The 23956-nt window shown below is 61.5% G+C and carries 20 protein-coding genes; 9 read left to right on the top strand and 11 right to left on the bottom strand.

Features of this window, described 5'->3' with window-relative positions; translation table 11 throughout:
• Positions 1-76: 76 nt before the first annotated feature.
• Entirely contained in the window at positions 77-1576 is a 1500-nt protein-coding gene (locus tag ACQK2G_RS17120; RefSeq protein ID WP_425406251.1) for a CoA-acylating methylmalonate-semialdehyde dehydrogenase, read from the top strand.
• A gap of 74 nt (positions 1577-1650) precedes the next feature.
• Here the strand turns inward: ACQK2G_RS17120 and ACQK2G_RS17115 are convergent, their stop codons facing one another.
• Positions 1651-2418, bottom strand: a complete 768-nt coding sequence (locus ACQK2G_RS17115) for an SDR family oxidoreductase (RefSeq protein WP_425406250.1) — start codon at positions 2416-2418, stop codon at positions 1651-1653.
• A gap of 351 nt (positions 2419-2769) precedes the next feature.
• On the opposite strand from ACQK2G_RS17115, the gene ACQK2G_RS17110 reads away from it, so the two are divergent.
• The 6 genes from ACQK2G_RS17110 to ACQK2G_RS17085 all read left to right on the top strand — a co-directional run bounded on the left by ACQK2G_RS17110 (position 2770) and on the right by ACQK2G_RS17085 (position 10145).
• A complete protein-coding gene (locus tag ACQK2G_RS17110; protein WP_425406249.1) occupies positions 2770-4362 on the top strand; it encodes an ABC transporter substrate-binding protein in 1593 nt (530 codons plus the stop codon).
• Between the two features lie 245 nt (positions 4363-4607).
• The gene (locus tag ACQK2G_RS17105; RefSeq protein WP_425406248.1) at positions 4608-5591 is read left to right on the top strand and encodes an ABC transporter permease; all 984 of its coding nucleotides are present in this window, start codon (positions 4608-4610) and stop codon (positions 5589-5591) included.
• Positions 5592-5614: 23 nt separating this feature from the next.
• Positions 5615-6583, top strand: a complete 969-nt coding sequence (locus ACQK2G_RS17100) for an ABC transporter permease (protein ID WP_425406247.1) — start codon at positions 5615-5617, stop codon at positions 6581-6583.
• A 40-nt stretch (positions 6584-6623) separates the two neighbouring features.
• A complete protein-coding gene (locus tag ACQK2G_RS17095; RefSeq protein ID WP_425406246.1) occupies positions 6624-8354 on the top strand; it encodes an ABC transporter ATP-binding protein in 1731 nt (576 codons plus the stop codon).
• A gap of 49 nt (positions 8355-8403) precedes the next feature.
• Positions 8404-9150 (top strand): creatininase family protein, encoded by a 747-nt coding sequence (locus tag ACQK2G_RS17090; RefSeq protein WP_425406245.1) that lies wholly within the window; start codon positions 8404-8406, stop codon positions 9148-9150.
• 32 nt (positions 9151-9182) lie between these two features.
• On the top strand, positions 9183-10145 hold the full coding sequence (locus ACQK2G_RS17085) for an alpha/beta hydrolase fold domain-containing protein (protein WP_425406244.1): 963 nt from the start codon (positions 9183-9185) through the stop codon (positions 10143-10145).
• Between the two features lie 9 nt (positions 10146-10154).
• Here the strand turns inward: ACQK2G_RS17085 and ACQK2G_RS17080 are convergent, their stop codons facing one another.
• Genes ACQK2G_RS17080 through ACQK2G_RS17065 form a run of 4 tightly spaced genes read right to left on the bottom strand, consistent with a single transcriptional unit; the run spans position 10155 to position 14046 of the window.
• Complete coding sequence (locus tag ACQK2G_RS17080) at positions 10155-10988, bottom strand: sulfite exporter TauE/SafE family protein (RefSeq protein WP_425406243.1); 834 nt, start codon at positions 10986-10988, stop codon at positions 10155-10157.
• 19 nt (positions 10989-11007) lie between these two features.
• Positions 11008-12144, bottom strand: a complete 1137-nt coding sequence (locus ACQK2G_RS17075; protein ID WP_425406242.1) for an NADH:flavin oxidoreductase/NADH oxidase — start codon at positions 12142-12144, stop codon at positions 11008-11010.
• Between the two features lie 58 nt (positions 12145-12202).
• Positions 12203-13354, bottom strand: coding sequence for a CaiB/BaiF CoA transferase family protein (locus tag ACQK2G_RS17070; RefSeq protein WP_425406241.1), 1152 nt, complete (start codon positions 13352-13354; stop codon positions 12203-12205).
• Positions 13351-14046 carry a hypothetical protein gene (locus tag ACQK2G_RS17065; protein WP_425406240.1) on the bottom strand — a complete coding sequence of 232 codons (696 nt, stop codon included), beginning with the start codon at positions 14044-14046 and terminating at the stop codon, positions 13351-13353. The genes ACQK2G_RS17070 and ACQK2G_RS17065 overlap by 4 nt, the downstream gene beginning before the upstream one ends.
• Before the next feature lie 157 nt (positions 14047-14203).
• Between ACQK2G_RS17065 and ACQK2G_RS17060 the strand changes: the two genes are divergently transcribed.
• Positions 14204-14989 (top strand): SDR family NAD(P)-dependent oxidoreductase, encoded by a 786-nt coding sequence (locus ACQK2G_RS17060; protein WP_425406239.1) that lies wholly within the window; start codon positions 14204-14206, stop codon positions 14987-14989.
• Positions 14990-14994: 5 nt separating this feature from the next.
• Here the strand turns inward: ACQK2G_RS17060 and ACQK2G_RS17055 are convergent, their stop codons facing one another.
• Positions 14995-16098 (bottom strand): endonuclease/exonuclease/phosphatase family protein, encoded by a 1104-nt coding sequence (locus ACQK2G_RS17055; RefSeq protein ID WP_425406238.1) that lies wholly within the window; start codon positions 16096-16098, stop codon positions 14995-14997.
• 124 nt (positions 16099-16222) lie between these two features.
• Positions 16223-17209: an acyltransferase family protein gene (locus ACQK2G_RS17050; protein ID WP_425406237.1), complete on the bottom strand. Its 987-nt coding sequence runs from the start codon at positions 17207-17209 to the stop codon at positions 16223-16225.
• Between the two features lie 304 nt (positions 17210-17513).
• On the opposite strand from ACQK2G_RS17050, the gene ACQK2G_RS17045 reads away from it, so the two are divergent.
• Complete coding sequence (locus ACQK2G_RS17045; protein ID WP_425406236.1) at positions 17514-18584, top strand: D-cysteine desulfhydrase; 1071 nt, start codon at positions 17514-17516, stop codon at positions 18582-18584.
• A gap of 78 nt (positions 18585-18662) precedes the next feature.
• Here the strand turns inward: ACQK2G_RS17045 and ACQK2G_RS17040 are convergent, their stop codons facing one another.
• From ACQK2G_RS17040 to ACQK2G_RS17025, 4 genes are all read right to left on the bottom strand, one after another.
• The gene (locus ACQK2G_RS17040) at positions 18663-20678 is read right to left on the bottom strand and encodes a putative 2-aminoethylphosphonate ABC transporter permease subunit (protein WP_425406235.1); all 2016 of its coding nucleotides are present in this window, start codon (positions 20676-20678) and stop codon (positions 18663-18665) included.
• The gene (locus tag ACQK2G_RS17035) at positions 20675-21781 is read right to left on the bottom strand and encodes a putative 2-aminoethylphosphonate ABC transporter ATP-binding protein (RefSeq protein WP_425406234.1); all 1107 of its coding nucleotides are present in this window, start codon (positions 21779-21781) and stop codon (positions 20675-20677) included. The genes ACQK2G_RS17040 and ACQK2G_RS17035 overlap by 4 nt, the downstream gene beginning before the upstream one ends.
• 150 nt (positions 21782-21931) lie before the next feature.
• Positions 21932-22975: a putative 2-aminoethylphosphonate ABC transporter substrate-binding protein gene (locus tag ACQK2G_RS17030; protein WP_425406233.1), complete on the bottom strand. Its 1044-nt coding sequence runs from the start codon at positions 22973-22975 to the stop codon at positions 21932-21934.
• Positions 22976-23374: 399 nt separating this feature from the next.
• Positions 23375-23893, bottom strand: coding sequence for a phasin family protein (locus ACQK2G_RS17025; protein WP_425406232.1), 519 nt, complete (start codon positions 23891-23893; stop codon positions 23375-23377).
• Between the last annotated feature and the right edge of the window lie 63 nt (positions 23894-23956).

Here is a 23956-nt window from a genome sequence, read left to right as displayed (position 1 = left end):
GGGATGCCCTACAACGCGGACAACTGTCGGAAAACATCAACTGCAGGAGGGACGCGCCTGACGCGCGGCGGATATCATGGCGGAACAATTGCATCATTGGATTGGCGGAAAACGCGTGGAAGGCAAAAGCGGCCGTTTCGGCGATGTCTTCAACCCGGCGACGGGCGAAGTCATCGGCAAACTGCCCTATGCTTCCAAGGAAGACATGGACGATGCCGTGAAGGTCGCGATGGAAGCGGCCGAGATCTGGGGTAAAACGGCGGTGCCTAAGCGTGCCGCTGTGCTGTTTAAGTTCCGTGAATTGCTGGTCGCGAACACCGACAAACTTGCTGAACTGGTCGGCCGGGAACACGGCAAGACCATCGCTGACGCCAAGGGTGAAATTTCCCGCGGGATCGACGTCACCGAATTCGCCTGCGGCATCCCGCATCTGATCAAGGGTGAGTTCAATTCCAATATCGGCGGCGATATCGACCTGTTCTCGATCCGTGAGCCGCTGGGCGTCGTCGGCGGCATCACGCCGTTCAACTTCCCGGTCATGATTCCGTTGTGGATGGGCGCGCCGGCCATTGCCTGCGGCAATGCCTATATCAACAAATGCTCCGAACGTGACCCGGCCGCCCCGATGTTCCTGGCCGAATTGTGGAAGGAAGCGGGTTTGCCGGACGGCGTCTGGAACGTCGTGCATGGCGACAAGGAAGCGGTCGACAGTCTGCTGCATCATGAAGACGTCCCGGCGATCAGCTTCGTCGGTTCCACCGGCGTCGGCGAGTATGTCTATCAGCAGGGTTGCGCCAACAATAAGCGCGTCCAGGCCTTCTGCGGCGCCAAGAACCATATGGTCATCATGCCGGACGCCGATATGGACCAGGCCGTCGATGCGCTGATTGGCGCGGGCTACGGTTCGGCCGGGGAACGCTGCATGGCGATCTCCGTCGCCGTTCCGGTTGGTAAGGGAACCGCGGATGCGCTGATCGAAAAGCTGACGCCGCGCGTCGAAGCGCTGAAGATCGGTCCGTTCGACGATCCGGGCGCAGATATCAACCCGCTGATCACGGCCCAGGCCCAGCAGCGCGTGGAAAACCTGATCACCCGTGGTGTCGAAGAAGGCGCCGACCTGCTGGTCGACGGTCGCGGCGCCCGCATGCAGGGATACGAGAACGGCTATTTCGTCGGCAGCACGCTGTTCAACAACGTCACGACGAATATGGACATCTACAAGACCGAGATCTTCGGCCCGGTGCTCAGCGTCATGACGCCGTCGACCTATGAAGAAGCGGTGACCATGATCAACGATCATGAATACGGTAACGGCGTCGCGGTGTTCACCCGTGACGGCGACACCGCCCGCCACTTCGCCAATTCGGTCGATATCGGCATGGTCGGCGTGAACGTTCCGATCCCGGTACCGATGGCCTTCCACAACTTCGGCGGCGCCAAGCGCTCCAAGTTCGGCGATACCCAGATGCACGGTCCGGAATCGATCCGCTTCTTCACCAAGATGAAGACGATCTCGGCGCGCTGGCCGTCGGGCATCAAGGAAGGCGCACAGCTGGCCTTCCCGACCAGCGACTGATCGTCGCCGGTCTCCGAAAAGACGAAGCCCCCGCCAAGGCGGGGGCTTTTCTTTTGTCCGACCGTGTTTCCGGTCTACATCGTGCCTTTGTAGTTCCCGCCGTCCAGCAGTAGGTTCTGCCCGGTGATGAAGCCGGCCTTGGCGCTGCACAGGAAGGCACAGGCGTCGCCGAACTCATCCGGCTGGCCGACGCGCTTCGCCGGATTGGAAGACCCGATCTGGGCCAGATAGGCGTCGACCTCCATGCCCGCATCCTTGGCGCCGCTCAGCAGCCGGTCGGTCGCGAAGGGGCCGGGCAGGATGTTGTTGATCGTCACATTGTGCTCAACCGTCTCGCGGCTCAGCCCGGCCACAAAGCCGGTCAGACCGGCGCGCGCGGCATTCGACAGGCAAAGCTCCGGAATCGGCTGCCGAACGGCGGCGGAGGTGATGTTTACGATTCGCCCGAATTTCCGATCGATCATGCCGTCGACCACCGCCTTGATCAGTTCGATCGCGGTGATCATGTTGCCGTTCACCGCTTCCATCCAATCTTCCGGTGTGAAATCGCGGAAATTGCCGCGCGGGGGACCGCCCGCGTTGTTGATCAGGATGTCCGGATTGGGACAGGCGGCAAGCGTAGCGGCGCGGCCTTCCGGGGTCTTGATGTCGCCGGCGACGGGCGTCACCGAGACGCCGGTGGCGTCGGCGATTTCCTTGGCGGCTGCTTCCAGCGTTTCCATGGTGCGCCCGGTGATGACCAGGTCGACGCCGTCCCGCGCGAGCGACATGGCGGACGCCTTGCCCAAACCCTTGCTGGCGGCGCAGACGATCGCTTTCCGTCCTTTGATACCTAGATCCATGTTTCTCTCCCTTGATTAAGACGCCGCGCCGAAAGCGCGGCTTCGATGATGACTTGTGCGCGGCATTACGATGCAGCCCGTCGTTCACGTCAACAGTCGCCCCGATCATGACAGCATTCTGTACTTGGCAGAGGTAGTTCACAGGGGCGTGACGGCAATTGCCTTCATGTGCGGACCGGGAGACGATTCTCGCTTGCCTTGCCGGGTAGGAGTGATGATGCTTCGCTCAGGCTGATTGAGGGGGGCTTCGAAACGCGGCCGTAAAACGGGCCCGGCCTTCCTTGATCAAAGGCTCGCATGCAGGCGTCCGGAGAACAGGCCAGACGCTGCGAAGTTTGGGAGATGTAATCAATGCTTAACCGTAAAAAGCTCTTGGCGGCGGTTGCCGTCGCAGCGGTCGCTTTTGCCACGCCGGCAATGGCGAAAACCTTCAAATGGGCGTTTCAGGGCAGTCTCAGCACGCTCGACCCGCACGGGTTGAACGAGACCTTCCTGCTCGGCACGCTGGGCAATGTCTATGAAGGGCTCGTCGACTATGACGAAAACCTGAAGCTGATCCCCGCCCTGGCGGAAAGTTGGGAAATCGTCGAGCCGACGAAATGGGTCTTCAAACTGCGCAAGGGCGTGAAGTTCCATGAAGGCCAGGATTTCACCGCGGATGACGTCATCTTTTCCTGGGAGCGTTCGGGCACCGAAGGATCGGACCAAAAGGTTCGCTATGCGCTGATCTCCGGCATCAAGAAGATCGACGACTACACGATCGAAGTCACGACGCCGGCGCCGAACCCGCTGATGGCGCAGGATCTGGTCTTCCTGAAGATCATGGACAAGGAATGGTCCGAAGAACACGGCAGTGTCGAAGCGACCAACGTGAAGGGCGGCGATGAAGGCAACTACGCCAACATGAACGCCAACGGCACGGGACCGTTCATGATTACCGAGAACACGCAGGACGTCCGCACGGTGTTCAAGCGGTTCGACGGTTACTGGAAGGACATCAAGTCCAATGTGACCGAATCCATCATGACCCCGATCGCGCAGGACGCCACGCGCGTCGCCGCGCTGCTGTCCGGTGAACTGGATCTGGTCTTCCCGGTTCCGGTTCAGGATTGGAAACGGCTTGAAGACGCCGACGGCGTCAGCCCGCTGACCGGTCCGGAAGCGCGTACCATCTTCCTGGGTATGGATCAGTTCCGCGACGAACTGCTCTATTCCAATATCAAGGGCAAGAACCCGTTCAAGGACAAGCGTGTCCGCGCCGCTTTCGCCCATGCGATCGATCTGGAAACCATCAAGAAGCGCGTCATGCGCGGTGCGTCGACCCCGACGGGCCTGATGGTGGCGCCGCAGATCAACGGCTTCAACGCCGATCTGAATACGCCGTATGCGTTCGATCCGGAAAAATCCAAGGCATTGCTGGCGGAAGCCGGCTATCCGGATGGTTTCGAAGTCACGATGGACTGCCCGAACGATCGTTACGTGAATGACGAGCGGATCTGTCAGGCCGTTGCCAGCATGCTGGCGAAGGTCGGTGTGAAGGTCGAAGTCTTCGCCCAGACCAAGTCGAAATATTTCGCCAAGGTCCTGCAGCAGAACGGATACGATACGTCCTTCTATCTGATCGGCTGGACGCCTGGCTCGATCGACAGCCACAATGTCCTCAGCAACCTGATCGCGTGCCAGAATGTCGACGCCAAGGTTGGTCTGTTCAACATGGGCAACTACTGCAACCCGCGTGTCGACGAGCTCACCAAGCTGGTCGAAAAGGAAACCGACGCGGCGAAGCGGCAGGCCTATATCGACGAAGCCTTCACGATCCTCAAGGATGACTACGGTTATCTGCCGCTGCATCAGCAGCCGCTGTCCTGGGGTACCCGTGACGGTGTCGTGGTCGCACAGCGCGCGGACAACGTGCTGGATTTCCGCAACGTCGTCCTTCCGTAAGGTTACCGAGCAGGGCCGTCCCGTAGATACGGGGCGGCCTTTCTCATTTCGGGTTTCTTTCCATCCCCTGCGCGTCTGTTTGCAGCATGCTTTTCTAAGGGGAGCAGTCCCCTTAGTATCGGGCCCAGGGATGGAGATTGTCGTTCTAAGCCTTTGGCAGGCATGCACCCCTTGCGGACGGACCGGATGGCCGTGAAGAAGCCACTAGATCCGGTTGCACCCCGCAAGCAGAGTTCGTGGAAGCAATGATCTCTTTTATCGCCGGGCGCTTCGCTCAATCGATTGTCGTCATGTTGACTGTGGGACTTATCGCCTTCGCGATGTTCCGCTTCGTGGGCGACCCCATCAACAACATGGTCGGACAGGACACCAGCGCTGCGGAGCGTGAGCAGATCCGCGAGAACCTGGGTCTGAACGATCCCTTCTACGAGCAGTATATCCGCTTTGCCTGGAACGCCGTGCAGGGCGAATTCGGGCAATCCTATTTCCATCGCCGTCCGGTTTCGGAACTGCTGGTGGAACGGCTTCCAGCCACGTTGGAACTGTCGATGATCGCGGCGGTGCTGGCCTTGGCGCTGGGGGTGCCGGCCGGCGTCTATACCGCGCTTCACAGGCGAGGCATCTTATCCAATATGATCATGTCCGGGTCGTTGCTCGGCGTTTCAATTCCGACCTTCCTGATCGGCATTATCCTGATCCTGATCTTCGGGGTCATCTGGCGGGTCCTGCCGACATTCGGCCGCGGCGAGGTGGTGGATCTCGGCTGGTGGACCACCGGTTTCCTGACCGCGAGCGGCTTGAAATCCCTGATCCTCCCGTCCGTCACGCTGGCGCTGTTCCAATTGACGCTCATCATGCGCCTGGTGCGCGCCGAAATGCTGGAAGTGCTGCGGACGGATTTCATCAAATTCGCGCGGGCGCGCGGAATCCTGACGCGCTCGATCCATTTCAGTCACGCCTTGAAGAACTCTCTGGTGCCGGTCATCACGATCACCGGCCTGCAATTGGGGTCGATCATCGCCTTCGCCATCATCACCGAAACGGTGTTTCAGTGGCCGGGTATGGGCCTGTTGTTCATCCAGGCGGTGCTGGAAGTCGATATCCCTGTCATGGCGGCCTATCTGGTCGTGATCGGCTTCGTCTTCGTCTTCATCAACTTCGTCGTTGATATTCTTTATTTCGTCGTCGATCCCCGCCTGCGCGCCGACCGCGCGGGCTCCGGTCATTGACGCCTTAACAGGGACCGATCGGCATGAGCACCAACACCGAACAAGTCTATGAAGAGGTCGCCAAGGAACGGACCGGCCTGTCCGATATTCTGCGGCGGTTTTTCGATAGCGATCTTTGGTTCAGTTTCTGTCATTCACCGGTGGCGATCGTGTCGATGGTGGTATCCATCGTCATCGTCCTGTCCGCCGTTTTCGCGCCGTGGATCGCGCCGACGAACCCGTTCGATCTGGCGCAGATCGACCTGCTGGATTCGGAAATTCCGCCAGTCTGGCTGGCTGACGGCGACCCGCGCTTCCTGCTGGGTACCGACGATCAGGGCCGGGATATCTTTTCCACCATCCTTTATGGGTCGCGGATCTCGCTTCTGGTCGGTTTCGCCTCCGTCGTCTTCGCCATGGCGATCGGCATCCCCCTGGGATTGATCTCCGGTTATTACGGCGGCCATGTGGATTCGGTGATCATGCGCATCGCGGATGTGCAGCTTTCCTTCCCGGCCATCCTGATCGCCTTTCTGATCGACGGCGTCGCTCGGGGTATTCTACCGCGCGAGGTCCATGACGAAATGGCGCTCTACGTCCTCGTCTTCGCCATCGGGATTTCGGGCTGGGTGCAATATGCGCGGACGGTGCGCGGCTCCACCATGGTCGAGAAGAACAAGGAATACGTCCAGGCGGCCAGGGTTATCGGGATCCGGCGCGGCACGATCCTGGTACGGCATATCCTGCCGAACGTATTGGGGCCGGTCCTGGTTATCGCGACGATTCATCTGGCACTGGCCATCATCACGGAAGCGACGTTGAGCTTCCTGGGCGTCGGCGTGCCGGTAACCTCGCCCTCGCTCGGTACCTTGATCCGGGTTGGATACGATTTCCTGTTCTCCGGCGTGTGGTGGATCACGATCATGCCCGGCGTGGCACTAATCATCCTGGTGCTGGCAATCAATCTGGTTGGGGATTGGCTGCGCGACGCACTCAATCCGAAACTGCGCTGACCGGCCGAAACGGCCTATGTTGAGCGGAAGGTCTTAAAGTATGGGTCTGCTGGACATCAAGAACATCCGGGTCGATTTCCCGACACGCCGCGGCGTTTTCACCGCGGTCGAGCATGTCACTCTGTCGGTGAATCCGGGGGAAATTCTGGGCTGTGTCGGCGAATCCGGCGCGGGAAAGTCGACCATCGGGAACGCCGTCATCGGCCTTTTGGAGCCGCCGGGCGAAATGTCGGATGGCGAGATAGATCTGAAAGGCAAGCGGATCGACAATCTGCCCTATGAAGCGATCCGCAAGATTCGCGGGCGCCGCATCGGCATGATCTTTCAGGATCCGCTGACCTCGCTGAACCCGTTGCAGACGATCGAGCGGCAATTGGTGGAAACGATCACCACCCATCTGTCGTTGAGCGAAAGCGAGGCGCGCCAAAAGGCCGTGGACCTGCTTGCCCGCGTTGGCATTCCCGAACCGGATATCCGTATCGGTCAATATCCGCATCAGTTCTCCGGCGGGATGCGGCAGCGCGTGGTCATCGCACTTGCCCTTTGCGCCGATCCGGAAGTGATCATCGCGGATGAACCGACGACGGCCTTGGACGTATCGATCCAGGCGCAGATCCTGGACCTTGTGCGTGAATTGTGCCGGGAACGCCAAGTGGGGATGATCATCATCACCCACGATATGGGCGTCATCGCGGATATCACGGATCGCGTGGCGGTCATGTATCACGGCAAGGTCGTGGAGGAAGGGCCGACGAAAAAGATCCTCGGCAATCCGGACCATCCCTATACGCAAAGCCTGATCAGTGCCGTGCCGCGGCCCGACGTGCGGCTGAAGCGATTCCCGCTGGTGGAGTATATCGAAAGTGCCGGCCAGTCTCGCAAGGAGTTGGATATTTCCACCCACTGGCTCGGCAAGGCGCGCGATTTCGAGGCGTCGGAAGGCCCGTTGCTGCGGTTGGAAGACCTGCACATGCGCTTCGTCACCCGCAACGCCATCCTGCCGCGCGACCGCCGATATCTGGATGCCGTGAAGGATGTCTCCTTCGAGATCAATCAAGGGGAGGTCTTCGGCCTCGTCGGCGAAAGCGGCAGCGGCAAATCCACCGTGGCGCGGATGATCGCCGGGCTCTACAAGCCGACCGGCGGCAAGATTTTCTTCGCGGGCGGGGAATTGACGGCGCTCAAGACCGAGCGCGACAAGGACCGCTACCGCCGGCAAATGCAGATGATCTTCCAGGATCCGTATTCGTCGCTGAACCCGCGCATGCGCGTGATGGATATCGTGGCGGAACCGATCCGCTTCCATAACCTGGCATCTGATCGGAAGGAGACCGAAAGCATCGTTCTGGACCTTCTGGAACATGTCGGTCTTGGCGCGGCGGCGGCGGTCAAATATCCGCATGAATTCTCCGGCGGCCAGCGTCAGCGAATCTCGATCGCCCGCGCGCTCGCGACGCGGCCGCGTTTCCTGATTTGCGACGAACCGACTTCCGCGCTCGACGTCTCGATCCAGGCGCAGATCCTGAACCTCTTGAAGGACCTGCAGGAAGAACTCGGCCTGACCATGCTGTTCATCAGCCACGACCTTCCGGTCATTCGGCAGATGTGCGACCGTGTCGGCGTGATGCGGAACGGCAAACTCTGCGAAGTGGCGGCCACGGAAGATCTTTTCGAAAACCCGCAACACGAGTATTCCAAACATCTGCTCGACCTGATGCCCAAGCTTGAAGTGCTGTCGCATGAGGGCCTGGAAGTCGAGGAGAACGCCTGACATCCCTGCTGCGGAGGCGGGGCTGTAAACATCACGGAGGGCAAGGACGATGCGGCTGCAATTGGCGACTTGGCAGGAGGTGGACACCTACCTGAAAGGCTGCAACGGCATCATCATTCCTATCGGATCGACCGAGCAGCACGGCCCCATGGGCCTGATCGGCACCGATGCGCTATGCCCTGAAGTGATTGCGAACCATGTCGGGGAAGAGGCCGGCATCCTCGTCGGACCGACCATCAGCATCGGCATGGCGCAGCATCATCTAGGTTTCTCCGGTAGCGTCACGATGCGACCCACAACCTTAATTGCCATGATCCGGGATTATGTCCTGTCCCTGTCGCGCAACGGCTTCGAGCGCTTCTATTTCCTGAACGGCCATGGCGGGAACATCGCGACGCTGAATGCGGCTTTCGACGAGATCTATGCCGAGCGCAGTCTGCAGCGCGGATCGAACCAGCCGGGCATCCGCTGCCGACACAAGGACTGGTTCACTTTCCCCTCGGCGCGCCGGATATCCAGGGAATGCTTCGGAGACCGGGAAGGCTCGCACGCGACGCCGTCGGAAATCTCGATCACGCAATATGCCTATCCCGAGGCGATCAAGTCGATGCCGGAAGACCGCGCCGACAAACCTGTCCGTCACTTTACCGACGCAGACGATTACCGCATGCTCTATCCCGATGGGCGCATCGGGGCGGACAGTTTCCTCGCCTCTCCCGAAGTGGGCGAGCGTCTGGTGAAGGAATGCGCCAAGGAAGTCATCGAGGATTTCAAAGGGTTCGTGGCGCAACCCTGATCCGTCCAAGCAGTCGAAGAAGAGAACCGTTCATGAGTTACGATCCCCGCTTGCATCCCCAGATCGTCCAAGTGTTCGAGGCGATGAAGGCCGCCGGCGTGCAGCGCGTCGAATCACTGACGCCGGAAATGGCGCGGCATCAGCATCGCCGTCTGGCCCGGGCGAGGGTGGAGCCGGAGATCGAGTTGGGACTGGTCGAAACCTTTGCCATCGACGCGCCCGGCCGGCGTATCCCGGTGCGGATTTACCACCCGCCAGGTTTTGAGGAAGCGGGCCCGCTGCCGGTACTGTTCTATTTCCATGGCGGCGGCCATGTGATCGGCGATCTGGACACCCATGACCAGGCGGTCCGGGCACTGGCAAAGAAGGCACACTGTATCGCGATTTCGGTCGATTATCGGAAAGGGCCTGAAAACCCCTTCCCCGGCGCGGTGGAGGATTGCTACTTCGCCACCAAATACTTCGTCGACCGGGCCGAACGCTACGGCATCGACGCGGACCGTGTCGCCGTCGGCGGCGACAGCGCTGGGGGTAACCTGGCGACCGTGGTCGCGCTGATGGCGCGCGATGATGGCGGACCGAAGATAGCCTTCCAATTGCTGATCTACCCGGTCGTCGACTACCGGGGCGGCTATCCGTCCTACAAGGAATACGGCAAGGGCTTCGGTATCCTGGAAGAAGAGACCGTCGACTATTTTCGCCGTGGGTATCTCGCCGACTTGGCGCAGCTCGAGGATTGGCGCGTCTCACCCATTCTTGCTTCCAGCTTTGAGGGGTTGCCGCCGGCGATCATCCAACTGGCCGAATTGGACGTGCTGCATGACGAGGGCATTCTCTATGCCGAGAAGCTGCGGGAAGCGGGCGTGCCGGTGGAGGTGAAGGAATACAAGGGCCAGATCCACGCCTTCTACACCTTCACCCATATGGTCGATGACGCCCATCGGGCGCAGGACGATTCCGCTGCCGCCTTGAGGAAGGCCTTCGGAACCGCCTGACCCGGTTCCTTACGTCGTCAGGATGCTGATCAGGAAGCGGATGCTCATGAACAGCAGCAGGCATCCGAAAGCGATTTCCAGTGCCCGGCGCGAGAGGGCATGCGCAACCTTCACGCCGAAGGGCGCGGCCAGGATGCTGGCGACTGATACGATGGCTGCCCCCGGCAGGTTGATATAGCCGATGGAGAAGGGCGGTGTGTCGGCCGCTCCCCATCCTGCCCAGATGAAGCCCGCCACCGCCGGAATCCCGATCAAGGGGCCGAATCCCGACGCGGTGCCGATCGCCTGATGGATCGGCCGGTTGTAGAGTTTCATCATGGAGGAGACGAAGACGCCGCCGCCGATACTCATCAAGGTGGAGGCGAAGCCTACGACCGCGCCGTAGATCGGCCGAAACAATCCGCGCGGAATGTCTTCGCCCAGTTTCCAGCCCTTGTGCCCAAAGAACATCTGGAAAGCCATGATCGGTGCGATGCAGACCCAGACGCCTTTCATCACATCGCCCCCGGCATGCTTGGCCAGGGTGGACCCGGCCAGGACGCCGAGCACCACATAGACCCCCATGGACTTGATAACGTCCATGTCGACCGCGCCGCGTTTCTTGTGCGCGGAGAAGGAACGGATCGCGGTCAGCAGCATCACCACCAGCGCGGTGCCGACGGAGACATGCATGCGGACGCTGTCCGGCACGTGCAGTGCCGAGAACAGTTCGAACAGGACGATGACGGCGATGCCGCCACCGCCGATGCCGAACAAACCGGCCAAAAAACCGGTTGCGACGCCGCCGGCCAGCAGCGCCGCGACCAGGGTGACGATTTCGCCGGAGGAAGCGGTGATCTCCATTCGGGTCGGCCGCCTGTCCTCAGGCCCGCTGGTCGGTGGTGACGCGCGGTTCCCGGTTCAGACCAAAGGCCTCCGGCCAGGCCTGCGGCTTGCAGCGGGCGTAGTTCTTCGGATAGTCGGCTTCGGCTCCCAGTTCGAACGCGGCATGCCAGGCCCAACGCGGATCGTACATCGCGCCGCGGGCATGCATCACGAAATCCGCCTTGCCCTCGGCGATCACGGATTCAGCCAGATGCGGGTCGTTCAACATGCCAACCGCCATGACCGGAATGTCGATGGCCGCCTTCACCGCCGCCGCCATAGGCACCTGATAGCCCTTGCCGACGCTGATCTTCTGGCGATGATCGACGCCTGCCGTGGTGATGTCGATGAAATCGCAGCCCAGATCCTGCAGCGCCTTAGAATAGACGATCGTATCCTCGACGGTCGATCCGCCTTCGACCCAGTCGACGGCGCTGATACGGATGCCCAGCGGCTTGTCTTCCGGCCAGACGGCGCGCATCGCCTCGAAGATTTCCAGCGGGAATTTGATGCGCTTTTCCACGCTGCCGCCGTATTCGTCGCTGCGCTGGTTCGACAGCGGGGAGAAGAACTGACTCAACAGATAGCCGTGCCCGCCATGCATTTCGATCACGTCGTAACCGGCGCGGTCGGCGCGTTTGGTGGCGTCGACGAAATCCTGCTTGATCTTCGCCATGCCCTCACGGTCCAGTTCCTGCGGCACGTGCCAGTCGGGCGCATAGGGAATGGCCGAGGGTGCGACCGTCTGCCAGGCGCCTTCCTCCGCCGTCAGCGGCGTGCCGCCTTCACCCGGCGGGCGCGTGCTGGCCTTGCGCCCCGCATGGCCCAGCTGAATGCCCATCTTGGCGACGCCGTATTTCTTGCAGAAATCGACCACGCGCTTCATCGAGGCTTCCTGTTCGTCATTCCACAGACCGGTGCAGCGCTTCGAAATACGGCCTTCCGGCGAGACGCCGGTTGCTTCGACGAAGAGCAGCCCGGCCGCGCCGATGGCGTATTGGCCCATATTGACCAGATGCCAATCGGTCATGACCCCGTCTTCCGCCTCGCAGGCATATTGACACATGGGGGAGACGACGACGCGGTTGTTGAAAGTTTCCCCGCGCAGGGTAATAGGGCTGAACAGTTTGCTCATGTCGGACCTTCCGTGAACCTGTTATGTGTTTGATAGTCTCGATTGGATGGGCGCGCGGTTACTCCGCAGGCTCGCCCGATTGCGTTTGTTTGAGGAATTCGTCATTGTCTTCGCCCAATGCCGGGGCGGAGGCGGCTTGCGGATCCGCGTTGCGGAAGACGGGGGCGAGCGGCGTCGGCAGCGCCGGCATTTCCGCCGTTCCGTCCGTCACCGTGCGCGCGAACAGGCCGCGCTCACTGAATTGCGGGTGTTCCATCGCCTCGTCCAGGGTCAGCGCGATGGTGGCGCAGATGTCTTGGCCGGCGAAGGCCTGCCGCCAATGCGCCGCGTCCTTGGCCTTGATACAGGCGGCGACCGCCTGGATCACGCTTGCCGGGTCGCGGCTGTCGTCCCACATCTCCTTCGACAATCCGATGATGGCGCAGAAGTTCTCCCAGAATTTCTGTTCGATCGGCCCGGCAGAGACATATCGTCCATCCGCGGTTTCATAGATTCGATACCGCGGGGAGCCGCCGGACAGCAATTCGCCGCCCGGCCGGGCGACCTTGCCCGTTGTCGACAGCATCGCCTGTGCCCACCAGTTCCAGGCGAGCAATCCGTCGGTCATGGCGATGTCGAGATAGGCGCCCTCGCCGGTGGCTTCCGCCTGGCGCAATGCGAGCAGGATATTGATCACCGCGGGCAGGCTGCCGCCGCCGATATCGGCGATCAGGCCGGGCGGGATCACCGGCTTGCCGGCATCGTCGCCGCCCAGCATCAACAGGCCTGCATTGGCGAGATAGTTCTGATCGTGTCCGGCTTCGTCCCGCAGCGGACCGTTCTGGCCATAGCCGGTAATGGCGCAATAGACGATTGCCGGGTTAATTTCCTTCATGGTTTCATAACCCAGACCCAGCCGGTTCATGACGCCCGGGCGGAACTGCTCGATGACGATATCCGCGCTTTCGATCAAGGGACGCAGCTTTTCAATCGCGTCCGCCGCCTTCAGGTCGATGGCGATACAGCGCTTACCCCGGTTCAGGATTGCGTAATTGGCGGATGTATCGCCGAAGCGCGGCACATAGCTGCGCATCTCCTCGCCCTTGCCCGGGCGTTCCACCTTGATCACCTCGGCCCCGGCATCGGCCAGGATCAGGCCTGCCATGGGCCCGGGAAGCAAGGTGGAGAAATCCAGTACCCTGACGCCGGCGAGCGGCGGCCGCGCCGTCATGCCGGTTTGTTCTGCAGGGCGCGGGCGCGGTCGACCACGGCGCGGTCGACGCCGCAAACGAACCGGTACATGCCGGTCTTCACAAAGCGGGCCGGGATGTCGGCGCTTTTCAGGGCATGCGGGCCAAGCGCGCCGTGCAGCGCGTCATTTGCGGCGTGTTCGTCCAGGCAGGACGCGCTCAGGAAAAGCGTGATCGGCGCGCCCTTGGTCTCGGCCGGTTTCGGTCCGCCCGATGGCGGCAGCGGCTTCATCAGGAACAGGCCGACGATGCCCGCCGCCTCGGTCGCGATCGGCAGCACCGTCTCGATCAACCGATCTGCCACCCGGTCGACCTCCTCGGCGGGAATGGAGATCCGAAAAGCGAGGGCGATCTGGGCCCAACCCTGGCCGTATTGATAGATCTGTTCGGCGACGCAGCGGTCGAAATTCTTGAAGTTCGGCATCACCTGCATCGACCATTCGGTCGGGTTTTCAAGGATGTGCTTATAGGCCGGGCTGGTCAGGACCTCCGGACTTTCGGTGTCGTACATCGCGAAGTATTTCGGCGATCCGTGGACGGCCACATAGCGCCGTGCGTTGTAGAAGCCGGGAACCATGGCGCGTTCCAGCAGATGCTCGGTATTGTACCACTCGTTGAAGTCCGCTTCGCCCGCCGGGTCGAAATCGGTCCAGGTCGCCAACATCCCCTGCATACTCACCTCCCGTATCCGGTTCGCCCTTCTTCGATCCGCCCATTCCACACTTGAAGGCAGATCATTGTATTTCTCAGGGCCGGTTGTCGAGTTCCCGACGCGGCGTCAGAATTCCCCGCAACAAGGGAACAAACGCCAAACTGTGGGAGGCATCGACATGTCGGGAAAAAGGATAGCGGTCGTCACGGGCGGGGCAAGTGGGATCGGGGAGGCAACCGCCCTGAAACTGGCCGCCGCCGGGGATAAGGTGTTTGTCGCCGACGTCAACAGGGAGGCCGCCGAAGCCGTCGCGGCCCGGATTTCAGCGGCAGGTGGAGAGGCCATGGCGGAAACGCTGGATGTTTCCGACGATGCCGCGATCGAGGACGTCTTCGCCCGCATCGGCCGGGATCATGGCTCGGTCGAGGTGCTGGTGAATTCCGCCGGTCTGGTGCAGAACGCCGAAACCGTCCTCAACATGGATATGGATCAGAACGACCGGATCTGGGCGGTGAATTATCGTGGGACCCTGCAATGCTCCCGCGCCGCCGGCCGGCAGATGAAGGAAAAACAGCGCGGCAATATCATCATGATCGGCTCGATCAACTCCTATCGGCCGATGCCGCTGGCGGCCTACAATCCCGGCAAGGTGGCGATCAAGGGATTGCTGGAAGTGATGGCGGCCGAGCTCGGACCTCACAAGGTGCGCGTCAACGGCGTCGCCCCCGGCTATACAATGACACCGGCGATCCAGTCACGCATCGACAGTGGCAAGCGCGACCCGCAGGCCATCCTGGACATGCAGGCGCTGAATACCTTCATCCAGCCAGAAGACATCGCGGACGGGATCCACTTCCTCTGCTCCGACGCCGCCAAGACGATCACCGGCGTGCTTCTGCCGATCGACGCCGGCTGGCTCGCCGCCACGACCTACAATACCTATCCGGCCAAGCCGGATGCGTGAGGCGCCTATCCGCCGGGCTTAGGCACGTCGCTGTGGTCGACATCCTTTTCAGCGGCGATGGCATTGGCCCGCGCGTGATCCTCTTCGTCGGGGATCGGTCCCTGCCGGGCCGTGCCGGCGCCGGGCGCGTAAACCAGCCGTGTCAGGAGCGGCAGGTGGTCCGACCCGATCGGTGGCAGCCGTGTGATCGACCGCAGGGTGAATTCGGCGCTGTGGAACAGGTGGTCCAGCGGCCAGCGGAACAAAGGATAATCCGCATGGAACGTATTGAACATGCCGCGGCCGATACGCGGGTCCAACAACCCACTGATCTTCCGGAACAGCCGTGTCGTGGCCGACCAGGCGACATCGTTCAAATCGCCGGTAACGACCGTGGGAACCGTGTCGGGCTTGTCGCTGCCGCGTGCGATGCTGCGGGCGACGGCGACCAGTTCCGCGTCCCGCTCCCCCGATTCCGGGTTTTCCGTCGGGCTCGGCGGCGCCGGGTGTAGGAAATGGCAGCGCACCTGCCGCCCATTGCGCAACTCGATCAGCGCATGGATGGAGGGCACGTCCTCCTCGACGATATGCTCGACCGTGTAGTCGGCGATCGGCAGACGGGAATAGACATGCATGCCGTATAGATTGTCCTGCGGGCATTTCACCGCGTAGGGCATCTCATCCTGCAACCCGTCCAGCCGTGTTTCCCACCAGGCGTCGGTTTCCAGTGCGACAAGCACGTCCGGCTGATGTTTTCGCACCAAGGCGATCAGGGCCTCGGCCTCACGATTTGTCATCAGGACATTGGCGGTCAGGAAACTGACCTGCCGGCCCTCATCCGCCGCGTCTTCCGGCGCTGCCGGCGCGACCTCCACCGGGTATAGAGGTGTATAGGGCAGCAGCCACCATAGCAGCCAACCGTGGCAGACCAGCGTGCCCCCGATCAAAACGGTCTGCGCCGTGCCCAGGGGAAGCAGAAAGATCTGCGCCGCCAGCAACAGGACGCCGAGAACGCCCAGTTGCAGCCTCGGAAAATCCAACCCCCGCACCAGCCAATGCGGATGCCGCCACAGCGGCAGCAGCACCAGCACGGCGAACAGAGAGGTGGCAAGGGCGAGGACAATGCTCATAGGGCCAGAGTGGCGAGACGCGCCGCGCTTGGCAATCGCGGGAGGATGGCAAAAAAGCGCAGGTTCCGCCCCGATGCGAAATCCTGGCTTTCAATCCGAAGCTCATCGAATGATCTGGAACTGGCTAGGATAGGCCGAGAGTGCGTGTAACCAGGCTTCGCCTGGGCAGCATCATGTAAACCGCCAAGGGGCCCACAAGCCCGAGCAAACTGCCGCCCAAGACATGCAGCACCGGATCGGTGTTACCCAGATGGACCAAGCTCTCACGAAAGGCTGCGGATATGATCGTGTGCATCAGATAGATGGCCATGGATGCCGTGCCGATGATCGACATCGTCCGGGTGACAATCGATCCATTCCCAAACTGTCTGGAAATAAACAGGCACAATGCGAAGAAGAACAGGCAACCGGTCAAGGCGCATAGAAACTTGATTTCGGGATAGGGCAGGAGTCGAAGGTAGAGTATTTCGAGGGCGACAAAAACGACACCCGAAACCGCTACCGCGCAACCGGTATCCAAACGGCTTCTGATCTGTGGGGTTGTGTAGATCAAGCAGCCGAAAAGCAGAAAGACCAAATGCCCCATCCCCTGAGCCAGAAGCGGCGGGAGAATATTTCCCCACAATGACAAGGACGTCATGATCGCGGTCAGAACAAATAGTACAATGTTCGATGAACGATTGGTTAGACCGGCTTTGGACAATGCATAGAAAACGACATGCGTGATGAACAGCGCCCATAGGAACCAGAGATGGGCGTAAGGGGGCAGAGGCAGCCGCAGAAGGTCGGCAAATTCGATCGGCGTGTTCTGAAAGGAGCCCGCCAAATACTTTATCCCCAGAAAAATGTAGGTCCACAAAACCAGCGGGTAGATCAAGCGCCAGAAGCGGCTTTGAAAGAAACCGATGGAACTGAGCTTCTCGATTTGCGTGCTGATAAAAAAGCCGGAGCAGAAAAAGAAGAGTGGCATGTGAAAGGAGTAAATGAACGCGACAACGCTGTCCCAACCGTTTCCGAGGATATTTTTTGTCTGAAGCCCTATCACGGCATGACCGATGACGACGAAACCGATCGCAAGGCCTTTCAGGGAATCGACAGAGAGATCGCGCATTACATGGATTATCCGAGATTGCCCGCGGGAGTTCGTATGGTCAGGGGTACCCGATTAGGATCCTAACTTTAAGGGATGTCATCTTTCTTAAAGGGTTTGGACTCCTGGCTGTCCACGCTGAATAGCACGGTCCCTTTCCAGAGTGTTTGTCTAAGTGGCAATAGTCAAAACGTTTCAAGGCATTCGGGAATGGTCATTTATGCTCAGTGAACGGGCCTTTGGTGCTCGTCATTCTGCCCAACGGAAAAATCGAAACACTCGCCGCGTTTTGCAGTAGGTTATGTCCAGGGAGACACCGATCAGCATGACACATGAGGCCCGCAGCACGATGAACAGCGAAACGAAGCTTTCCCAGGTCAAGCAGGCGCTGGAGAAATTTCCGCGCATTTCCTTGGGGCATCTGCCCACGCCCCTCGAACCGATGGATCGATTGAGCGAGATGCTCGGCGGGCCCCGGATCTGGGTGAAGCGGGACGATTGCACCGGTCTAGCCTCGGGCGGCAACAAGACGCGGAAGCTCGAATTCCTGATGGCCGATGCGCTGAAAACCGGCGCCGATACCGTCATCACCCAGGGCGCCACCCAGTCGAACCACGCCCGCCAGACCGCGGCGGCCTGCGCCAAGCTGGGCCTGGACTGCCATATCCTGTTGGAGGACCGGACCGGCTCAAACGACACCGCCTATAACTTCAACGGCAATGTGCTGCTGGACCAGCTGCACGGCAGCACCATCGCCAAGCGTCCCGGCGGGGCGGACATGCAGGCGGAAATGGAGGCGCTGGCCGCAGACCTGAAAGCAGAAGGCAAAAGGCCCTATGTCATTCCCGGCGGCGGTTCCAACCGCATCGGCGCGCTGGGCTATGTGAACTGCGCGGCGGAACTTGTCGAGCAGGCCGCAGGTCTGGGCTTGAAACTGGATGCCCTCGTCCACGCCACGGGCAGTTCGGGCACCCAGGCCGGATTGGTCGCCGGGCTGACCGCGTTGGAAAGCGATATCCATCTTCTCGGCATCGGCGTGCGCGCGCCGAAGGAAAAGCAGGAGGGCATGGTCTATGACCTGGCCTGCAAGACGATCGATTATCTGGGCACCGGCGGCGCCGTGGACCGCGAAACGGTGCGCGCCAATTGCGACTATGTCGGTCCCGGCTACGGCATGCCGACCGAAGGCATGAAGGAAGCGCTCAAGACCCTCGCTCGCCTCGAAGGCCTGCTCTTCGACCCGGTCTATTCCGGCAAGGGCCTGGACGGCCTGATTGACCAGACCCGCAAAGGGTATTTCAACGGCATGGACAACGTGGTCTTCCTCCACACCGGCGGCAGCGCCGCCCTCTTCGGTTATCCGGACATTTTTGGACTGCCAGGCTATCGGGTGTAGAGAAAGCGGCTCAAGGGAACAGTCAGCCTCGCCCCACCCCAATGCCGCGTCACCGTAATCCCGTCGTCAACGACGCGGTTACCGCTGACGCCAGGCCTGGGTCCGGCGCAGCACCCCGCGGCTGACCGCAAGGTGCAGCAGACGGGCCAGCGCGTTGGTGTAGAAGATCATCATGCCCATGGCCGCGGCCGGGGCGATGTCGCCGGCATCGTCCATGTTCAGCACTGCGATCGAGGCGAGCGCGGTATCGGGACCGTAGAGGAAGATCACGGCGGAAACCGTCGTCAGCGCGTTGACGAAGAGATAGACCGAGACATCCAGGATGGCCGGCAGGCAGACCGGCACGGTGACCTTGGCGAACAATCGGTAGACCGGCTGGCGGAGGGAGGCGGAAACGGATTCGAACTCCCGATCCATCTGCTTCAGCGCGGTCAGCGAGGTCAGATGCCCGACCGTATAGAAATGGGTGATCGTGCAGATCACCAGGATCGCCATCGTGCCGTAGATCCCGTTCAGCGGATTGCCGGGATCGTTGAAGAAGAAGATATAGGCCAGCCCCAGGACCATGCCGGGGATCGCCATCGGCATCATCGCGATCATGTGGAACAGGTTCCGGCCCATCCCGAAGCCCGGCATCTTTTCCACCAGATAGGCGCCGGAAAAGATCACACATGTGCCGCAGACCGCGGTCCAGAACCCCAGCGTGATGGAATTCCAGTAGGAGGCCCAGCCGCCGCCATCCATGCGGTTGAAGTCGAAATTGTTCAGTGACAGGGACAGGTCATAGGGCCAGAACTTCACCAGGGCGGCGAACTGGCACATGCCCAGCAGCCCGATGATGAAGACACCGACAAGCGCGCAATAGCTAAGGCAGGCCGTGTCGAAGCGCCGGTTCGGCTTCGGCTGATAGGCGACGGAACGCGCGGTCAGCGTCGCCACCTGCCGCCGCTGTACCACCCGGTCGACCGCGAAGGCGACCAGCGCCGGGATCAGCAGGATGACCGAGACCACGGCCCCCATCTCGAAATTCTGCTGGCCGATCACCTGCTTGTAGATGTCGACCGCCAGAACGTTGTACTGGCCGCCGATCACCTTCGGCAGGCCGAAATCGGTGATTACCAGATTGAAGACGACGAAGCCGGCCGAAATCAGGCCGAACCGGGCGCCGGGCAGGGTGACCGTGCGGAAGGTGCGCCATTTGCTGGCGCGCAGGCTTTCCGAGGCCTCATAGAGCCTGGCGTCCGAGATCGACAGCGCCGTCTGCATGATGATGAAGGCATGCGGCAGGGTGAAGAAGACCGACCCGATGACGATGCCGATCGGCCCATAGATGGAATGGCCGAACAGCAATTCCTTCAAGACGCCCTGATTGCCGAACAGATAGACAAGCGCGATCCCCGGCAGCAGCGACGGCACCAGGATCGGGATCATCGCAATCAGGCGGAACGCGCCCTTGAACGGCATGCAGGACCGCGTCAGCGCATAGGCCAGCCCGAAGGCGACGGTCACCGTGATCAGGGTGCTGATGGCCGCAATCAGCAGCGAGTTGTAGATCGATCGGAAGAGTGACGGCGTCGAGAAATAGCGCGCATAGTTCTCCAGCCCGAAACTGGCGACCGGGCGCATCACGACCCGCCGGAACTCGTTGCTGGAATATTCGTGCCATTCGGTATCCGCGATGCGCTCGCTGCCGTAAAGGAAGGCCGCCCCCTCGGTGACGATGCGGATACGGTAGCGGGTCGGCGCGCGGAAACTGAAATCCGGAAACATCGGGATCGGCGAAAGCCGAGTGTCGCTGCCGCCGGCCAGGTCGTCGGCCGTATAGGCATCGGTCTGCGCCGCGAGGTCGGCGGCCAGCATTTCCGGCCCGAAGCCCTCGCCGGTATCGACCTGAAAGGCGAAGGCGGTGAGGTCCACCGCATAGGTCGAGACGCTTTTCGACAGCATGGCGTAGAGCGGCAAGGCGAGCGTGATCAGCAGATAGGCCGCGATCACAGCCATGAAGGCACGCATCGTCCAATCGTCGGCGCCGATCTTCTGGCGCACCCGCCTGCCGGCGACGGGCGCCCGCGCGGTACTGTCCACCGCCGTCATCGCGGGTCGCTTCCCTGCGGGAAGGCGCGCAGCCGCTCGGTGACGAAATTGAGCGACAGGCGCATCCCTTCGTTGATGTTCATGAGCCGCGCCCGATTGGTCGAAACGCTGACGGTCAGCGCATCGTCCCCGACCTCGGGGCACCGCAGCTGCAGATGCCAGATCGCGCCCAGGAATTCGACCTCCTCGACGACCGCGACGCAACTTGAAGCGGCCTCGTCCGCGCTATCCGCCGCGTTCAGGATCATATCCTCCGGCCGGACCACGACGGTGCAGTTGTCCCCCTGCCGCAGCGGGTCGGTCGGACAGTCCAGGGAAATCTTGCCGACGCGCACCCTGTCCTTGCCTTCGACCACGCCCGGCAGACGGTTGATCTCCCCGATGAAGTCGGCGACGAACAGCGAGGCCGGGTCGCGGTAGATGTCCGTCGGCGTGCCGTATTGCTCTATCACGCCATGGTCCATGACAACGATCCTGTCCGCCATGGCCAGGGCCTCTTCCTGGTCATGGGTGACCATGATCGTGGTGACGCCCAGCCGCTCCTGCAGCGACTTCACCTCATGCCTCAGGTGGACGCGCACCTTCGCGTCCAGCGCCGACAGCGGTTCGTCGAGCAGCAGCAGGCCGGGGGAGGTCGCGAGCGCGCGGGCAAGGGCCACGCGCTGCTGCTGACCGCCGGACAGCTGCGCCGGGTATTTCGCGCCCTGGTCCGGCAGGCCGACCAGGTCGAGCAGTTCCGCGACCCGCGTCTTGACCTCCGCGCGCGGGGTCCGGGCGTTTTCAAGCCCGTAGGCGACGTTCTGGAAAATCGTCAGGTTCGGGAACAAGGCATAGGACTGGAAGACGATGCCGAAATCCCGCTGCGCCGGCGGCAGGGCGGAAATGTCGCGCCCGGCCTGGTGGATCGCGCCCGAGGTCTGAACGTCCAGCCCCGCGATGGCGCGCAGCAGTGTCGTCTTCCCGCAGCCCGACGGGCCCAGGAAGCATACGAATTCCCCTTCGTTCACGTCGAAGGAGATGTCGTTCAGCGCTGTAAAGGTACCGAAAGTCTTCGTCAGGTTGCGGATGCTGAGATAGGGCTGGTCCGATGTCGTGTCCGGCATGGTCTGGTACAAAAATCCTGCAAAGTTCTGAATGGTCCGGCCCTGGGGCGAAGAGCCTGGAGCGGGGCCCTGTAATGGGGACTCTGTGGCGGGACCCGATGGAACGGTGCCGGCCCGCCTGGACCGGCACCGCCCGGAAAAGGGTTACCCTCAGCCCTTCGGTTCGGACTTGGAATCGTAGCGCTTCTGCCACTCTTCCAGAATACGTTTGCGGTTGTTCGCCGCGAACTCGAAGTCGTTCTGGATCATCTTCTCCAGCAGGTTCGGCGGGAAATGCTCGACCGGCTTGGCGACGCCCGGCATGGCGACGACGGCATAGCCGTCATTGTACATTTCGTTCGCCTTGCGGCTGATCGACCAGTCGACCAGCGTCTTTGCGGCGTCCAGCTTGGCCGTGCCGGCGATGATGGCGGTTGCCTCCATGTCCCAGCCCACGCCCTCTTCGGGGACGATGATTTCGATCGGCGCGCCCTCGGCCTTGGACTTGGCGCCACGGAAGGCGAAGGAAATGCCGATCGTCGTTTCGCCCGAAGCGGCCATCTTGCAGGGCTTGGACCCGGAATGGGTATAGCGCGCAATGTTCTTGTGCAGCGCGTCCATGAAGGCCCAGCCGCCGTCCTCGCCCATCATCTGCAGCCAGCTGGAAACGTCCAGGAAACCGGTGCCCGAGGAATTCGGGTTCGGCATGATCACATGGCCTTCATAGATCGGCTTGGTCAGGTCGGCCCAGGATTTCGGCGCCGGCAGGTTGTTCTTCGCGGCTTCGACGGTGTTGAAGCATACCGACGCGACCCAGGCATCCATGCCGACCCAGGTCGGCGGATTGGAATTGTCGACGAATTTCGGGTCCAGCTTGTCGACGCCCTTGGGCGCGTAGGGTTCCAGCATCCCCTCGCTTTTCAGCAGCAGCAGCGAGGTCGCCGCCAGGCCCCAGACCACGTCCGCCTGCGGGTTGTTCTTCTCCGCCAGCAGCTTCGCGGTCACGATACCGGTCGAATCGCGGACCCATTTGATGGTGATGTCCGGGTGGTCCTCATTGAAGCGGGCCGCGTATTTCTGCAAATCCTCGGCCTCGACCGCCGTATAGACGACCAGTTCGGTCTCAGCCCGGGCCGGCCCCGTCGCCGCGATTGCAGCCATCGCGGTCGCGGCGGCCAGTGCGAGCAGCCGGGATCCTGATTTCTTTAACAACATCTTGGTACTCCCCTGTGATAACCCCTGTCATAACCATCGTGACGCCATTGCCTGCGGTGGGGCTTTTCTCGGTATTGCCGGTAAACCCGGCACAGCCCGTTCTCCGCCCGACAAACAGCAAACGGTGCCCGAGTATAGGGGAGAGCCAGGCGCAAGCCCAAGAAAATGTTACAGTGATGTTACAATAGCGTTACGCGCCGCGCCCGTCGGGTGCCCGGACATCTTCGGCCTGCCGGGTTGCCGCCAGTAGCGCCGATACGCCGACACAGAGGCCGAGCTTATCCTGCCTGCACCAGGGCGTATTTCCGGGGGAGGGCGGGGGTGCACCGTCAGCGCAAAGCAAAACCGCCCTGCCGGATCGGCAGGGCGGTCTTTGAAACCGGAAAGCTTTGCGGGCGGTTACTTCGCCGCGCTGGCCTTCTTGGCGGCTTTCGCCGGCGCGGCGGGCTGCATCTTGACGATGGCAGCCTTCGCTTCGTCCAGGCTTTCGCCCAGGCGCGCGGTCATCAGGGCGAAGGCTTCTTCCTGGGACTTCGCCAGGATTTCGCTCAGCTCCCGCGTGTTCGCGACGGTATCGGCCAGCGAGACCTTCGCGGCGTCGACGGATTTCACCGCGACTTCCTGCGGATCGGCGGAGGCGCCGTTCTTGGCGTCCTCGACCAGAACCGCCGCGTCGTTGGCGTAGCCGGTCAGGATTTCGCCCTGGCGCTTCAGCACGGCCTGGACACCGTCAAGGACGATCTTGTTGGCGGCGGCAACCGCCTCGACGTTCTTGCGAACCGGTGCGAAGAAATCGGACAGTTCGGCCGGATAGTCCATTTTCTGGAAGGACGTACCGAAATCGCCGGACAGGAACGGGTTGTTCTTCGGGTCGAACATCGGGTTCTTCGAAAAATCGAAAGCATTGAAATTGGTCAACTAACGTCTCCTCTTCGGTCCGCCGCGTTTCGCCAACGGACGGTTTCTGGCAGTCACGATTGT

Source organism: Hwanghaeella sp., assembly GCF_965227365.1.
Taxonomy (GTDB): Bacteria; Pseudomonadota; Alphaproteobacteria; order UBA8366; family Aestuariispiraceae; genus Hwanghaeella.
Note: the sequence above shows the minus strand (reverse complement) of the source record. Positions and strands in the feature narration are given on the sequence as shown.